The following is a 16,061-nucleotide window of genomic DNA, read 5'->3' on the forward strand; positions in this document are numbered from 1 at the left end:
TTATCTTCTTTGCTTTCGGTGTATAATCTTTTTATTGAAAAGCATCTTGTGATGTGATAACATTTTTTCTCTATGCGCTCTTCATATCACATTAGTACAGAAACAAATTGTAATTATCAACCTCGCCACTAGAATCTTTTATTAACGTTTTACCCGTAGCGCGTAAGTTTTAAAATGAAAAATACTTCATTCCTTTCCGAGTGCGGAAAACTACTCTCCTTTGCGAAACCCTATTGGAGACAGATGGCGATTGCCATTGGCTGCATGGTGCTTTATACTGCGGCGAATGGTATTCAAATCTCGCTGATTAAGCCGGTTATAGACAAGCTGGTATCGGGAGAATTAACGACCGCGACAACTACAGCATTGCCGGCCATCGATATAGACCCCCAAACCGACCTTAAAAAAAACACAAGGTCTCCACTGAGTGAATTTAAAAAAAACACCTTAAACAAATTTTCTTTTATCGGAAAATTGCGGGAACGAATGACGCGTTCCTTCACCAGTATTGGCATAGTAATAGCCATTCTCGCTCCGGTTATCTTTTTTACCAGTTATTTTCAGCAATATTACAGAAATTTCGTCAGATGGGCTGTTGTTGTGAATATCCGGAACAAGGTCTGTGACCACTTGTTGCCTCAGCCGTTAAGCTTTTTCGAGAACAGAAAAAGCGGCGATCTTCTTTCGAGATTGACAAACGACGTTGCTGTTACACAGGCAGGTCTCAAGGTGCTCTTTGATGAGGTGTTATTTCTGCCCATGCAATTGATTTGCGGGCTAGTCCTTGCATTCTATTTCAGTTGGAAATTATCTTTGTTTTCTTTAATTATTTTTCCGGTAGTTTTCATCCCTGCTGTTTTAATCGGAAAAAAGATAAAGAGGCACGGTAAAGGAAGCTTACGGCATCTCTCCGAACTCACAGATGCGTTTCGCGAGATATTTGCAGGGATACGGATTGTTAAATCATTCAGGATGGAAGATGAAGAACGTCGCGAAATTCATTTCATCGGAGAACGCTTCCTTCGCAGAACGCTAAAAATGGTAAAGGCAAAATCATTGAACAGCAGTACCAATGAGTTTATTTATGCGGTAGGGCTTGCCGCAATGGTTATATTGGGCGGCTATGTAGTTATGTCCCATCAAATTACTCCGGGGGAACTTGGCGGATTTATTACCGCAATTGGTTTTATGGTAATCACCTCTGTTAAGAAGATCGCAAAGAGCTACACGGGCTTGCAGGAATCTCTCGCCGGTGCAAACAGGGTATTTGAATTATTTAACATAGAGTCAAATATAAAGGACTCCCCTGATGCCGTAACGCTTGAAAAAATAGAGGAAGGCATATTCTTCAACAATGTGAGTTTTTCCTATGAAGGGAAAAAAGAACATGTGTTGAAGAATATATGTCTGAACATACAAAAGGGCGAGGTAATCGCAATCGTAGGAGAAAGCGGCGCAGGGAAATCCACCCTCGTAAACCTGATCTCCCGTTTTTACGACCCGACAGAGGGTTCTATTGCGATTGACGGTATAGACCTCCGCCGGATAAAGCGGGAATCGCTTCTTTCGCATATGGCATTGGTTACGCAACAGACATTTTTATTTAACCGGAGCCTGTATGAAAATATTCTTTATGGCAGACGGGATGCGACAATGGAAGAAATCCAGCATGCGGCAAAAGCGGCCAATATTCATGAATTTATCCTGTCCCTCCCGGAAACATACGATACTATCGTGGGAGAAATGGGAGTGAAATTATCCGGAGGACAGCGCCAGCGAATTGCAATTGCGCGTGCTATTCTGAAAAATGCCTCCATACTGTTGCTGGACGAAGCAACATCCTCCCTCGACTACGAATCGGAAAAATTGGTGCAAGACGCATTGAATAATCTTATTGCCGGGAAAACCACCATCATTGTCGCCCACCGGCTTTCCACTATCCAGCATTGTGACAGAATCATTGTGATGAAACAAGGCCAAATCGTTGAAACAGGCAGCCACGCATCCCTCATACATGATGACGGGGAATACAAGCGTGTTTACCAGTTACACTCAAATGCACTCCATACATGAAGATACTCATTATCGGCTCGAATGGTGCGCTGGGGTGGGAACTAAGGAATGGGTTGCCGCATCTTTCTGAAACAGAAAAACAACCCCTCTCCGTCATTTGCGCCAGTCATTCACAAATAGAAATCACCAATGCCTCAAATACTTTTGAGGCGATTGCCAGAACCATGCCAGACGTAATCATTAATTGTGCCGCATTTACCGATGTTGATGCCTGCGAAACAAACATCGGCAAGGCATATGCCGTGAATGCAGATGGAGCGAAAAACGTCGCACTGGCGGGAAAAAATCTGCATGCCCGGGTCATCCATATCAGCACTGATTATGTTTTCGATGGCGCTAAGAATACACCGTATAACGAAACAGACCTGCCTCGCCCACTTTCGGTGTATGGCAGATCGAAACGTGCAGGAGAGGAGGCAGTGCAGGAAATAAACGGCAACTATACCATTATTCGAATTTCACGGCTTTATGGACAGCATAAAAGCAATTTTGTAACAAAAATACTGCATCTCGGATTAGAAAAACATGTCGTGTCTGTAGTAACAGACCAATTTGGAAGCCCTACCTATGCCGCAGATCTTGTCCATGCTCTCTGGTATGTTCTTTCGCTTGATCTTCATGGCATTTATCACATTGCGAATGATGGCATTTGTTCTTGGTATGAGTGGGCAAGGGAAATCTTTAGATTGTCAAATATACAGGTATCTCTCCAATCCATTAAGGCAGAAGACTTTAAACGCGCAGCCACGGTACCTCAAAACTCCTCATTGAATTGTACAAAGTTTGTACAGGCAACCGGACACAAAATGAGACCATGGCAGGAAGCATTGGAAGATTATCTGAAAAAATATGTACTCCGCTAAGGGTGGCACGGATAAACTGGTTTGCCCGTGAAATTGCTTAGGCTCATTTTAATCAGAGGCGTGATGTCCTACTTCCGTTCCATTTTTACCCTAAGCCCATAGAAATTTATGAGGATTCGCAGAGCAGAATTTGTGTTTTAAATTCGTATCCAGAGAGAGATGAAAGAAATTCTCTACATAATCCTTATACGAATCCACACCAAACAGGTTAACCGGAAAATCACTGCCAAAGAGTATGCGATCCCCAAACCCTTTATCAACGATTCGTTCCTTTAAAAAAGTATAAGAATCTCTACTATTCCCGATATAGGAAAAATCCGCATAGACGCCTTTATACCCGCCCATAAGCTCCATGATGGTATTCAACCACGATTTATGGGGTTTATTGTTATCAAACCCACAATGAGCAAAATTGATTTTCAGATTCTCATATGCGGAAAGTACGTTTTTCCACTTTTCAGGATTGGTATATTCCATGCCGTGATGAGCAGTTTTAAAACCGCCGGGCGAACAATGTACCGTTATCGGAATGCCCCTTTCACTGCAAAATTGATAGAGATAATTTACCTTGTCAAATTCCGTGGCGGTATCGATGGGTTTATCCTCGTGGTAGGGCCAGGGATCAAACCCCAGGGGTGGATATAATTTAACTCCCGCAAAGAAATAACTGCGCAGGTCGTCAATCCCTTTCACAGGAATCGTCTTTTCTTTCTTTTTTGTATCTTTCTCATCAAAAAAGTACTGCTCCCTGTTTTTTTTAGCAAAGGTTTCATATTTTGTATTCGTATATTCCCCAAAATACTTTTCAAGCATTTTGGGAATATTATTTTTTTCGTTTAAGCGGGTACGAACCGATTCCTCTGACATGCCATCTATTTTATCAATCAAACCTTCATCAATTTGGACATGGGAAGAGATTGTGCGCAAATCATTTCCCAGGGTTTCGATTTCTTTATAAAATACCAGCTTGCCCGTCTTTTCAATATAAGTAACGTTATTTTCCAAAGTATCTCTTACATGCTCTTTTATCCCTTGAGGGATTTTTCTGCTCTTCAGAAAATGGTAAAATGCGTCTCTTTCCTCTTTTGGAACCACTTTCACAATTCCCAGGTCGTAATTCCTCGTATTAATTCCCAGAAAGGGATAAATATCGAGTAATTTAACAGGACTCATTTCCCTATACTCCCTTATCCCGTTGAAAACATCGACAACCTGCTCCACAACTGGTTTCCTGGGCGGTTTATTATAATAAATTCCTTGCATGTCAAAACACTTGTAACCAAAATCTATTACCAGAGGGGTAATAACCATTTTATTGTACTTTAGTGTTTTCCCCTCTTTTGTTTTGATATGTATTTCATTCCCGGTTTCTTTCCATTTCTCTTCGATATTTTTTATAAATGACGCATATTTGTACGTTGATGAGGTACGATATTCATTTATTAATTCCCTGAACCTTTCATCCGCAGACAGGATATCCATCTCCATAGAAAAAAATAAACTCCCCGTATTATTCTCAATAATGGAAAGAAGATTGACATTTTTTTTAAGCGTGTTTGTTATGAGGTCGCTTTCCCCTGAAGCTATCTTTCGTAAAGCCCACAGAGCAAAAACCAGGGCAGTTAAAACGACCGAAAATGCACCAACCAAAACGATATCGCTTACCTTACCTGAAAGGAAATATTCATATTTGCTTATCGCAAGTAATACGATTCCGGAGAGAACGCCACTTAAGACAATCAATAGTGTTTTCAGTAGTTTCACACTGAAATGTATCCCCAATAAACGGCAGATAACCTGGAGAAATTTTCCTTTCCCCAACAGATCGGAAAAGGACACCGCCCTGTCTTTTAAAAAGCGATTCAAAAAGGCAAGAAGCCCTGCATGGCTCAAATTCAGCGCATGACAATGGACATCGTAAAATATCTTTTTCCCCTTTTCTTCCATATAATTTCTCCTTACTATGGTTAAGGTTTCCGCTTTAATACATTTCTACGAATTACACATGGCTTCTTATCCACCTGCATAATCGACAGGGATGGGCAGTCTGCAGAATTGCATTTGCCCGACTATATAAAGCGGGAAAATATGTTTGGGATGAGACATGGAGCACCTTATCAATAATTTCTTTGCTTTTTTGGCAAAATATTTAATGGTAAAATGTTAACGTTTCCCGGTATGTGATACCACGAGCAAACGTTCCTTTGACGAAAAACCTACCGTGATTAGTCTATGTTCGCCAATTGAATGGTCAGGGTCATCAAAAGTAGCTGACAAAGGGTCATAAAATACGGTTGATGCTTCTTCAAAATGGACGCTATATTTTTTATGGTTCTTCTTTGTTTTTTCGGGGTCACATTCAAATTCCATTACTACCACCTTTAAATTATCTGGGGATATTATATCGGGAAACGGCTGACTGAGGTATCCTAACTTCGATACTTTTAAGCATTAGTACGGTGTCCCCTCAATTCCGGCGTACATTGATTTGTTAGAAGATTTTTTATAAATTTTATAGCCTGTTATAAATAGTTTCCGGAACGATTTTCATTACCAATCCAATAAGCCTCCATCGTTTAGTTATATAAGCATGTTTCTTCTTCCTTTTGATAGCGTTATATATTTGTTGTGCTGCTTTTTGGGGAGATGCAACCCAAAAAAGTCCGTCACCTTTTGCCATTGCTGTATCTACAAACCCTGGCTGAATATCTGTAACTGTAATGGATGACCCTGATTTTGCCACCTTTTTCCGTAAGCCTTCCATATAGTTTGAAACAAAGGCTTTTGATGCATTGTATGCAGGAGCGTCGCCGTCCCCTCTAAGTGCTGCTATAGACGATAGGCCTACCAGATGACCGGAACCCTTCGATAAAAATTGATGTATAGCAACATTTGCTATTGCAGCAAAACCAGAGACATTAACATCAATGGTTTCTTTTTCCGGGGACCATTGTAAATCCTTGTTAATAAATCCTACACCAGCGTTAATAATGATAATGTCCACCCCTTCCATTTCTGCAATTAGCTCTTTGAGTTGGTTTATTGCTTTATCTGTTTGAGAAACATCAATATGTTTTGCGAAAGAATTATTGGGAAGTTCGTTCTTGAGATCATCAAGCAGGTGAGTCCTTCTGCCTGCAAGTCCAACTATATAGCCATTTTTAGAGAAAATCTTTGCTAATTCCCTCCCGATTCCTGATGTCGCACCAACAACAATTGCTTTCTTTGTCATATCATCTCTGTCTCATTTATTGCCACTAACGATTGAGATCATCTGCCGCTATGGAGCGGAGCGGAATAGCGGTCAGGTGCAGCGCCTTGTTAGGTTCTGATTCTATTAATCCAATATATTGGTTCACGGTGTAAGTGTGCAATAGCGATAACATAAATATGGTCTTTTTCAATGGAGTATAATACTTTGTAAGGAAACTTATGAAGAATATACCTTCTAATGTTTTCACTTTCTTGAGAACCAATTTCAGGCATTTTTTTGATTATATTAATAGCTCTTTTAACTTCTTGTTTAAATCTTTTCCCTAAACCTATCACTTCCATTTCATAATATTCTTTTCCATCATCCAATTCTAATTTGGCAAAGTCGTCGAATATTACTCTCATAAAGCTTATCTAAACACCTCTTCTGCGGGTATCCCTTTTGTTTTGCCGGCTCTGTAAGCCTTAAGTCTGGCCTCAGCTTCCTGTATCCATTTTTTTGATATCTCCGGATCTGGTTTATCTAAGCTGGTTATCAAAGCCTCAATTAATATAATTTTGTCCTGCGGTTTTAATTCTAAGGCTTTTGCGATTAATGCATTATTAACTGACATAATTGTATTCCTTTCTATTTATTTTTACCCTAACTACGAAATACGAAACAAATCCTAAATTCACGCCGTTTGATACATAATTATCTAACAATAATAGATGTACCATTGAATGTTATCTAACTGGGTAAAATTTTCAAATGTTCAAAACCCGGTTTTTTTCATTGGGATTTTGTATTTTGGGATTTGTTTCGTACTTCGAATTTTGTATTTTTTATTTCTTGCTTGCTTGTTCGGTTCTGGCTATGCCAGCTTAGGTAAAAGTCCATTAAAAAGGTTCTCTAATGGTCAGCGGATCGCACCTTATTTTTCCCTTCCCTTTTTGCCGTGTAAAGGGCGTCATCCGCCTTTTTGAAGAACATATCGGTATTCGTAATATTTTTGTCCAACGCAGCAACTCCTAAACTAATAGTTATTTTTCTTGAATGTCCATGGAACCTGTATTCTTCTGAGGCGATGCTTTCCCTGAATCGTTCCGCCACTTCAATGGCTGACTTCAAACTGGTTTCCGGGAGAATGCCGCAAAATTCTTCCCCACCATAGCGTGCCAGGATATCGGTAGTTCTTAATCCGGACGCAACTCTCGCAACCACCTCGCGGAGGACAAAATCACCATACAAATGACCACAGGAGTCGTTTACATTCTTAAAATTATCGATATCAAAAATAATTAGGCAAAGAGGTGCGCCGTATCTCCTATGCCGTTCAAACTCCTCCCTCAGTTTATCCTCTAAATATTTGCGGTTAAACGACCCGGTCAGATAGTCCCTCCTTGTGGCGTCCAGCAGTTTATGCTCGTATACAACTATTTCAGTGACGTCCCGCACTGTAATGCATATGTATTCTATCTTTTCATTTCCGTTGCGAATGGGAAATATTGAGCAGCTCTGCTGCATATAGTCAAACTGTAAGCCAAAGGAGCTTACAGGCCTGAACGGGAAAATATAATGATGCAGTTTTTGTGAAAGAAAGCAGAAATTTTCCGAAGGCGAATATCGATTTACAATTTCGCAAAAATTTCCGGTTGTTTAAATTTGGAAAATAGTCAAACAGCACCGAGCCGGTAATATCCCCGGCAGGTATTCCGCTATTCATCTCCATCCATTGGTTCCAGTAATGGACTTTAAATTCAGCATCCAGTATAACCAGTCCTAAATTTATCGAATTGCAGATTTGCTCTGGAATTTTATTCATAGTTCTTCATAAATTTATCAACCGCTTCTCTTATCTTATCGATAGAATCCATATTAATAAGAAGAAACAAAAAGCCATCAACATCCGCTTTCTCAAATTGAAATATGGTTTTAAGGATAACCGCATATCCTTCTCCATCGAAGAAATTCCCCGGCATGTCTTCATAAAAATACTTTCCATCGATATATCTTGGCGGAAGATAAGAAACGACATCTGACAACAATTCCGCTATTTTGCTGAGACAAGCACCGATTATAATATTTCCCACCTCCGTTAACGTTTCCTTTTCCAGCAAATTAATGGACATGTTTGCAGGCATTTCATTATATTCTTCCAGCAATGAAATAAATGATTTACCGCTATCCATGGAAAAGACAAGATACGCAATACCTTTGAATTCAGAGGTATAATGTTGTTCAACGATATGCAAATCTTCGCCGCCATCAAAAGTGCTGCCAATAAAGTCCCGCAGTTCTTTTGAATGCACTATTTTTATCTCAGGAACGTTTAATGTAGCATGCAATTCAATAACCTCGGAAAGTGACGCCGCCGCATTTCCAAATGCAATATTAATGATCTCTTTGAGCGCATCTATTTGTAATTCGCTCAGAAAATTCCCTGAAGTATCTTTCATTTTTTCTCTTTACTTACCTGTATATCTTTTGCCTTAGCTATAGCATTAATTATATCTTCTTTTTTAGGCGGCTTTCTCAACAATGTTAATGCCCCCAATTCTTTCACTTTTTCAATAGTCTTTGGCTGAGTATCCGCGGTTATCACAATGACTATAGCGTTTTCATCGATTTTTTTTATTTCTTCAAGCGCCTGAATGCCTGACATTACAGGCATTGTCATATCCAGAAAAGTTATATCAGGGGAAACCCTTTTAAATTCTTCAACACCCATAAAACCATCAGACGCTTCATATATCTCATATGAGGCATCTTTTAAAATACAATTTTTTACCCCCAATCTGGCAACAACAGAATCATCTACAATCAAAATTTTTTTTATCATAATTCACCCTTTCAATAAATATCATTACTGAGGTATTTAATATCAGGGCTATTGAATGATACAAAAACCCATTCATTCTTCTGATATTGTAAAAATGACTCTTTATCGGAACCAGGATGTGGATGTTTCTTTTGGATTGAACTTGGCGTGGCATTCGTCACACCCATTCACTACTTTAAAAAATGCTGCCATTGCTTTATCCTTGTTCTTTTCCTGACATGCATTCACCAATTCAAGCGTATCTAAGTGGAATTGGACGTCCAGCTTTACAAATTCTGTCGGTAAATCATTCTTATTTGCCCCTGTATATACGACAGGACTTGAATTTTTCAATTTTTTTGTATCTTGTTGAATAGCTTTCCAGTCTTCTTTGTTAATAGAGGCCTGCAAATGTTTCAACAACACCTTAATGTCTTTCATGTGAACGATAAAGCCTTTTTCATTTTTAATAAAATCATGTTCCCTTTTGGAAGAAACCTCTGATTGATTCATAGCGGTTGCAGATATTTCTTCTTCATGCCTTTCCTTTTCACTTTTTCCGCAACCCGCAATACATAAAATGAGTATCGCAAAACTAATATATTTTTTCATATTCGGCTCCAATTTACCTTTTTAAAAAAGTTAACATAATACGGATATATTAAATTTTTTACTTTAAAAATTCAATCGCATTAATAGTGTAAAGGTTTTTTAATTCAATATCCCCAATGTTTTCCCTATTTTTTCAAAACATCCTACAGCCCACAAAAGGTCGTTTTCGCTATGAACAGCAGAAAGCATTGCACGCAGACGAGACTTCCCAACAGGAACGGTCGGATACCCGATTGCTTGTATAAAAATCCCCTCTTCATACAATTTCCGGCTAAACTCTTTTGCCAATTTGGCGTCTCCAACCATTATTGGAGTTATTGGCGTTTGCGTTCTCCCTATGTCAAAACCTGTATTTTCCATTTGTTTCTGGAACAATGCGGTGTTTGACCATAGTTTTTCAACCCGAACCTTTGATTCCATAAGGATATCCACTGCTGCAATACATGCCGCCACATCAGGGGAGGTTGCAGCGCTTGAAAAAAGAAAAGGGCGCCCTTTTTGGGACAGATAGTCCGTCAATTTTTTACTCCCCGCTACATAACCACCTACTACTCCAAATGCCTTTGACAGCGTGCCAACCTCGATATCTACTTTCCCCTGCAGTTTAAAATAATCAACAATGCCTCTCCCGCCTTCCCCTAAAACACCCTCGCCATGTGCATCATCAACAATCGTAATGGCATTGAATTCATCCGCAATGTTAACAATTTCCGGCAAGGGAGCGATATCTCCTTCCATGCTGAACACGCCGTCCGTGATTATCAACCGTTTTCCGGCATTACTTTCCTGCGAAATTTTTCCTCTCAGATCATCAGGGTTACAATGTCCATACCTGATAATTTTTGCCCCGGAAAGGCGGCATCCATCAATAATGCTCGCATGATTCAGTTCATCAGAAAAAATGACGTCATTTTTGCCAGCAATAGCGGGAATGACTGCCAGGTTTGCGCAAAATCCTGATTGAAAGGAAATGGTGCTCTCCACGTCCTTAAAAAGAGCAAGTTTCCTCTCCAGCTCACAATGCAACACAGTGGTTCCTGAAATTGTCCTTACCGCAGAAGGCCCTACGCCATATGCATCTATCGCCCCCTTCGCAGCAGATTTCAACCGGGGGCTATTCGCAAACCCGAGATAATTATTTGAGCAGAGATTTAACACCTTCTTTCCATCTGCGGTGATCCATGCATCCTGAGGGCCTTCAATGGTTCTTATGTTGACGAAAAGCCCCTCTTCTTCAAGTTTTTCCAGTTCGTCATGAATAAAATTAAGGCGGCTCATTACTCCAGAATCCTTTCTTTAACAGTTGCAGGGGTCTTTCAAATCCATGCAAACGGAATGAAATTACGGCATGACCTGCAAAACAACCTTTCCACACATGCCATCTCTCATTAGCTGCATGCCCTTTTCGTAATCTTCCAGTAAAAACGTGTGTGTAATAACCGGTCCAGGATCCACCAGCCCGGAAGACAGAAACCTGGACGTCTTATACCACGTAGAAAATATCTTTCTGCCGGTAATCCCATATATGCGTATTTTTTTAAAAATAACCTCTCTATTCAGATCAATATCAACAGGGGTTTCATATATCCCCAAAATCGATATTCTTCCACCGGGAGTAAGAGACTTAAGTCCCTGATCAAGCGCCAGTTTATTGCCGGAAAACTCCAGAACCACATCTACGCCATTTCCCTCCGTCGCTTCCAGCACACAATTCAGGATATCTGTGTTTTTCGGATTCGCCACAATATCCGCACCCATCTTTTTACCGATATCCAGCCGATAATCATTTGGGTCAGAAACAATAATGAGAGACGCCCCGCATGCCCTTGCTATACCTACGGCAAAGAGACCAATGGGACCTGCCCCCAAAATAAGCACCGTTTTTGAAGATATATCCTCAGACATTACCGTGTCAACAGCATTTCCAAACGGCTCCTGAATTGTCGCCCATTCATCAGGAATACGAGGATCATCTTTCCACAATACATGCTCAGGCAGGCTAAGGTATTCGGCGAACGTTCCATCGTAATCAATCCCTAACAATTTACTTTTTCTGCATACTTCTCTGTATCCATTCTTGCATTGGTAGCAGTAGCCGCATGAAATGTGAGTTTCCGCAGAAACCCTCTCCCCAGCTTTAACAAACGTAACCTCCTTCCCAACCTCCTGCACATAACCGGCAAACTCATGGCCTATAATACGGGGCGGCGTAAAGCGCTGCTGCGCCCAATATGTCCAGTCATCTATATGAACATCCGTTCCGCATATAGAGGCAACCTGAACCTTAATTAAAACATCTTTTGGGCCAAGCTTTGGTTCCGGCATCTTTACCAATTCCAGCCCACTGGCACGATTTGCTTTCACTACCGCCTTCACACAAAAATCCTTTCACAAGAACCGTATATTTATAACGCAACTACAAGCGGTATTAAGGAAACCTGTCTGCCGCATAATCAGACGTCGGAAGTCAGAATCCGGAGATCAGTCCTCAGACTTCTGATTAAATCGATTTGCATTCATAGTCATAGACAATATTCATACAACAGCATGGAGGAAACGGCTATTGCGGCAGTCTCAATTCTTAGAGTCGAACTTCCCAGAGTTACCGGAATGCAGCCTTTTTCAACGGCACGTTCAATTTCATTATCAGTAAAACCACCCTCAGGGCCTATAAGGCAAACAATCTTTTTTGCAGAAGGCCTTTCGCGTAATACAGCTTTCAGGGACATTGCATGACGCCTTAAGCATGGCATGAGTGAAAGGTCGTAATCGCATAAAGTTTTCAAAAAATCTTCTATCGCCACACCAGTCGTAATTTCAGTAAGAATATTCCGTTTGCATTGTTTGGAGGATTCAATGACTATCTTATTCCATCTCTCCCGCTTTTCCGCTGACGTTTCTTTTATCGCCACAACGCTCCTTTCACAATGAAGCGGGGTCAAAGTGTGTATCCCCAATTCAGAACATTTTTGGATTAAGATGTCGGAAAATTTTCCTTTAGGAATAGAAACGGCTATTGTAATTGAGACGTTCGGCTCCCTGTCAACGACCAGGGAACTCTCAATAAATACTTTTAACCTGGCACGTTGCGTTTCAACAACAACCGCCTTGTATTCAATGCCTTTTCCATCAAAAAGGGTAATTTTGTTTCCCTGTTTTGCTCTTTTGACGTGTAAGATGTGGTGTGCTTCTTTTCCTTCAATCCAAATCTCTGAATCTATGGAAACATTGGGTATGAAAAACCGATCCTGGTGCATTTATTGAGATGAGACCGTTGAGGCGGAACTTAACGCTCTTGCATAATTTATTATCGTATGGTTGGGGCAGACATCAACACATTTGCCGCATGATGTACACTTTTGATAATCAATTACTGCAAGATTGTTTTGCACATGAATTGCGTCATATGGACATTCCTTTTCGCAGCGTTTACAAGCAATGCAGGAATCCTGGCATATTTTCTTTGCAACAGCGCCTTTATCTAAGGATTTACATCTCACATGCACCATTTTTGATTCAGGCAATATACTGATGATCTCCCTTGGGCAAACTTCCGCACATTTTCCACAACCTGTGCAGCGTTCCCTTATTACTTTTGGCAAACCGTCCTTCCCCATGTACATAGCTTCAAATTTACATGCTTCAACACAAGTACCTAAGCCCAAACATCCATAATCACAGCCAAAAAAACCGCCGCTAATAATGTTTGCCGCACGGCAATCCTTTACTCCGTTATAGATAAATTTGTTAGTAACACCTTTTGCATGACACATTACAACGGAAAAAACCCGTTCCTTATTTTCAAATTCGACCCCCATAATATTGGCAACACGTTCCGCCACGGAAGATTGTCCAACAGTACAGCCTGTAACAGGCGATTTCCCTTCCACTATCGCCTGGGCAAAGCCGCCACAACCGGGCTGACCACATGCCCCGCAATTTGCGCCGGGAAGCACCTCGTTAATTCTTTCGATACGGGGATCCACTTTCACGGCAAAGGTATCCGAGGCAATGGCCAAACCTATGCCAAAGATCATTCCTAATATGCCGAGTGTAATTGTTGCGCTTAAAATTAATTCCATTTTTGTATCCTGTACGTGCTTCGTATTTAATATATTTCTGACTAAAGACAAGTTATGTCTTATAATTATAACAATGTACTGTTATGCCATTGTTCCAATCATTTGATGGATTGGTTTGCCTGAGGGGACCATCGGAAAAACATTTTCATTAGGGTCGACCCTGAAATCCATGACTACGGGTTGTTTTGTGAAAAATGCTTTTTCCAACGTGGGACGCACATCCTCTTTCTTTTCTATCAAAAATCCTTTCGCTCCATACGATTCCGCCAACTTTACGAAATCCGGATTCCCGTTTAAACTTACACTGGAGTAACGTTTATCGTAAAATAACTCCTGCCATTGCCGTACCATACCAAGGTACCCGTTATTAAGGATAACAATCTTTACCGGAATATTCAACCGAACCACGGTGCTCAGTTCCTGAATATTCATCTGGATACTGCCATCCCCTGCAATATCCACCACAATTTTATCCGGGCATCCCAATTGCGCTCCAATTGCCGCAGGAAATCCGTATCCCATTGTACCCAATCCCCCGGATGAAAGGAATGTTCGCGGCTTAGTATATGTATAATACTGTGCCGCCCACATCTGATTCTGTCCAACTTCCGTGGTTATAATTGCCTCACCATTCGTTGCTTCATATATTTGTTCTATCACATACTGAGGCTTTATAAGATCTCCACTATTATTATATGTTAATGGATTTTGTTCTTTCCATTGCTTGATTTTATCGAACCATTCTCTTCTCTCGACAAAACTGATATGTTTATTAAGTTCTCTCAAGGTATTTTGGGCGTACCCCACAACCGGTATATCTACCTTGATATTTTTACTTATGGAAGAAGGGTCTATGTCAATGTGGATAATTTTTGCGTTTGGTGCAAATTCATCAATTTTACCCGTGATACGGTCGTCAAACCGCGCACCAATTGCAATCAATATATCACATGTCGTAACTGCAAAATTCGCATACGCAGTCCCGTGCATTCCCAGCATACCCAAAGATAAATTATGATTTTCCGGAAAGCCCCCAAGACCCATAAGGGTTGTGGTGACGGGGATATTCCCTTTTTCCGCAAGTTCCAATAATTCCTTTGCGCTATCTGAAGCAATAATGCCGCCACCTGTATACAATACAGGGCGCCTTGCATTATTAATTACCTCTGCGGCAATTTTTATCTGACGGATATTACCTTCATACGTGGGTTTGTATCCTGGCAAATCTATTTCCGGAGGTATTATTTCTTCACATTCAGCCATAGTAACATCTACGGGCAAATCTATTAATACGGGACCTTGTCTGCCGGAATTTGCCAAATAAAATGCTTCTTTTACTACTCTTGCTAAATCTTTAACATCCTTAACTAAATAGCTGTGTTTTGTTATGGGGCGGGTTATTCCAATAATATCAACTTCCTGGAAGGCGTCATTACCGATAAGAAATGTTTTTACCTGTCCCGTCAAAGCAACCATCGGAACGGAATCCATGTATGCCGTTGCTATAGCAGTTGTTAAGTTTGTAGCGCCAGGGCCTGAGGTCGCCAAACATACACCTACTTTGCCTGTTGCCCTCGCAAATCCATCCGCCGCATGGCCTGCGCCCTGCTCATGTCTCGTTAAAATAAATTTAATCTGCGATTCATATAATGCGTCAAACAAAGGAAGAACAGCGCCGCCTGGAATGCCAAACACGTATTCTACCCCTTCCCGTATCAATGCATTTATTAGAATGTGAGAACCTGTTTTAATCATTGGTTTTTGTAAAAGATAACACAAAAGTTTAAAGCAAACATAAGAACACCTTCAGAAAACACACTTTCGCGTTCTATTTCTTTACGGTATGTTCAAAGAGGTATGTTTAAATTGAACAGCAAGAAGTCAATTGATGTGAAAATATTGAGTTGTGAACTCTTATATTTCTATCCGTAAGGTTTTACTACTTTGCAGACCTCATACATCTTCGCTATCAAAATCGCTGGAATCCAAATCATCCATATCTTCATATTTTGGAGGCTTGTAACCTGGCAGTTTAGACCTTTCCACTTCTTCTTTATAGGCGGCAAGAACTTTTTCCTGTATTTCTTCTCTGCATTTTGAATTTATCGGATGTGCGGTATCTGCATGTAATTTTAACCTTCCCGCACCCTTTGATGCCCGCTTTTCATCTAGTCTTGTACCACAATCGTTACAGTATTGAGACATAAGGTGGTTTTTCCCGCCACAACCCGGGCATCGGTCTGTAAGCTTTCTGCTTGGCATTGCCACAAAAGCCCCTTTATGCCCCTCGATAACCTTCAGATCTCTAACAACAAAATCGTTATCAATTGTAATGCTGCAAAACGCTTGTAATCTGTTTTTTTTCGCTTCGGTCAGCTTCACCCTAACTTCAGTTATATTCACGGCCATCCCCTTTC

General features: G+C 40.6%; 18 protein-coding genes. 2 read left to right on the forward strand and 16 right to left on the reverse strand.

The window, feature by feature from the left end; all coding sequences use genetic code 11:
- Positions 1-174: 174 nt before the first annotated feature.
- Together KSMBR1_RS07085 and rfbD are read left to right on the forward strand one after the other, a co-directional pair.
- Entirely contained in the window at positions 175-2,073 is a 1,899-nt protein-coding gene (locus KSMBR1_RS07085) for an ABC transporter ATP-binding protein (RefSeq protein WP_099324685.1), read from the forward strand.
- Positions 2,070-2,936: a dTDP-4-dehydrorhamnose reductase gene (rfbD, locus tag KSMBR1_RS07090; protein ID WP_099324686.1), complete on the forward strand. Its 867-nt coding sequence runs from the start codon at positions 2,070-2,072 to the stop codon at positions 2,934-2,936. The genes KSMBR1_RS07085 and rfbD overlap by 4 nt, the downstream gene beginning before the upstream one ends.
- 90 nt (positions 2,937-3,026) lie before the next feature.
- Here rfbD and KSMBR1_RS07095 read toward each other — a convergent pair whose 3' ends face one another.
- The 16 genes from KSMBR1_RS07095 to KSMBR1_RS07170 form a co-directional block, all read right to left on the reverse strand.
- On the reverse strand, positions 3,027-4,883 hold the full coding sequence (locus tag KSMBR1_RS07095; RefSeq protein WP_099324687.1) for an amidohydrolase family protein: 1,857 nt from the start codon (positions 4,881-4,883) through the stop codon (positions 3,027-3,029).
- A gap of 216 nt (positions 4,884-5,099) precedes the next feature.
- The gene (locus KSMBR1_RS07100) at positions 5,100-5,306 is read right to left on the reverse strand and encodes a BrnT family toxin (RefSeq protein ID WP_099324688.1); all 207 of its coding nucleotides are present in this window, start codon (positions 5,304-5,306) and stop codon (positions 5,100-5,102) included.
- A gap of 142 nt (positions 5,307-5,448) precedes the next feature.
- Positions 5,449-6,168 (reverse strand): SDR family NAD(P)-dependent oxidoreductase, encoded by a 720-nt coding sequence (locus KSMBR1_RS07105; RefSeq protein WP_099324689.1) that lies wholly within the window; start codon positions 6,166-6,168, stop codon positions 5,449-5,451.
- Positions 6,169-6,257: 89 nt separating this feature from the next.
- On the reverse strand, positions 6,258-6,554 hold the full coding sequence (locus tag KSMBR1_RS07110; protein WP_099324690.1) for a type II toxin-antitoxin system RelE/ParE family toxin: 297 nt from the start codon (positions 6,552-6,554) through the stop codon (positions 6,258-6,260).
- A 5-nt stretch (positions 6,555-6,559) separates the two neighbouring features.
- Complete coding sequence (locus KSMBR1_RS07115; protein WP_099324691.1) at positions 6,560-6,763, reverse strand: addiction module protein; 204 nt, start codon at positions 6,761-6,763, stop codon at positions 6,560-6,562.
- 278 nt (positions 6,764-7,041) lie between these two features.
- Positions 7,042-7,656: a GGDEF domain-containing protein gene (locus KSMBR1_RS07120; RefSeq protein WP_099324692.1), complete on the reverse strand. Its 615-nt coding sequence runs from the start codon at positions 7,654-7,656 to the stop codon at positions 7,042-7,044.
- A gap of 4 nt (positions 7,657-7,660) precedes the next feature.
- Positions 7,661-7,954 (reverse strand): PAS domain-containing protein, encoded by a 294-nt coding sequence (locus tag KSMBR1_RS07125; RefSeq protein ID WP_099324693.1) that lies wholly within the window; start codon positions 7,952-7,954, stop codon positions 7,661-7,663.
- A complete protein-coding gene (locus tag KSMBR1_RS07130; protein WP_099324694.1) occupies positions 7,947-8,588 on the reverse strand; it encodes a chemotaxis protein CheC in 642 nt (213 codons plus the stop codon). The genes KSMBR1_RS07125 and KSMBR1_RS07130 overlap by 8 nt, the downstream gene beginning before the upstream one ends.
- Positions 8,585-8,971 (reverse strand): response regulator, encoded by a 387-nt coding sequence (locus tag KSMBR1_RS07135; RefSeq protein WP_099324695.1) that lies wholly within the window; start codon positions 8,969-8,971, stop codon positions 8,585-8,587. The genes KSMBR1_RS07130 and KSMBR1_RS07135 overlap by 4 nt, the downstream gene beginning before the upstream one ends.
- Before the next feature lie 102 nt (positions 8,972-9,073).
- On the reverse strand, positions 9,074-9,562 hold the full coding sequence (locus KSMBR1_RS07140; RefSeq protein WP_099324696.1) for a hypothetical protein: 489 nt from the start codon (positions 9,560-9,562) through the stop codon (positions 9,074-9,076).
- A 99-nt stretch (positions 9,563-9,661) separates the two neighbouring features.
- Positions 9,662-10,840, reverse strand: coding sequence for a glycine C-acetyltransferase (locus KSMBR1_RS07145; RefSeq protein WP_099324697.1), 1,179 nt, complete (start codon positions 10,838-10,840; stop codon positions 9,662-9,664).
- A 63-nt stretch (positions 10,841-10,903) separates the two neighbouring features.
- Positions 10,904-11,926 carry an L-threonine 3-dehydrogenase gene (gene tdh, locus KSMBR1_RS07150; protein ID WP_230408052.1) on the reverse strand — a complete coding sequence of 341 codons (1,023 nt, stop codon included), beginning with the start codon at positions 11,924-11,926 and terminating at the stop codon, positions 10,904-10,906.
- A gap of 158 nt (positions 11,927-12,084) precedes the next feature.
- On the reverse strand, positions 12,085-12,819 hold the full coding sequence (locus tag KSMBR1_RS07155; RefSeq protein ID WP_099324699.1) for an RsmE family RNA methyltransferase: 735 nt from the start codon (positions 12,817-12,819) through the stop codon (positions 12,085-12,087).
- The gene (locus tag KSMBR1_RS07160) at positions 12,820-13,644 is read right to left on the reverse strand and encodes an RnfABCDGE type electron transport complex subunit B (protein WP_099324700.1); all 825 of its coding nucleotides are present in this window, start codon (positions 13,642-13,644) and stop codon (positions 12,820-12,822) included.
- 81 nt (positions 13,645-13,725) lie between these two features.
- Positions 13,726-15,399, reverse strand: a complete 1,674-nt coding sequence (ilvB, locus tag KSMBR1_RS07165) for a biosynthetic-type acetolactate synthase large subunit (protein WP_099324701.1) — start codon at positions 15,397-15,399, stop codon at positions 13,726-13,728.
- A gap of 198 nt (positions 15,400-15,597) precedes the next feature.
- Entirely contained in the window at positions 15,598-16,047 is a 450-nt protein-coding gene (locus tag KSMBR1_RS07170) for a SpoVG family protein (RefSeq protein WP_099327001.1), read from the reverse strand.
- Between the last annotated feature and the right edge of the window lie 14 nt (positions 16,048-16,061).

Source organism: Candidatus Kuenenia stuttgartiensis, from assembly GCF_900232105.1.
Classification (GTDB): domain Bacteria; phylum Planctomycetota; class Brocadiia; order Brocadiales; family Brocadiaceae; genus Kuenenia; species Kuenenia stuttgartiensis_A.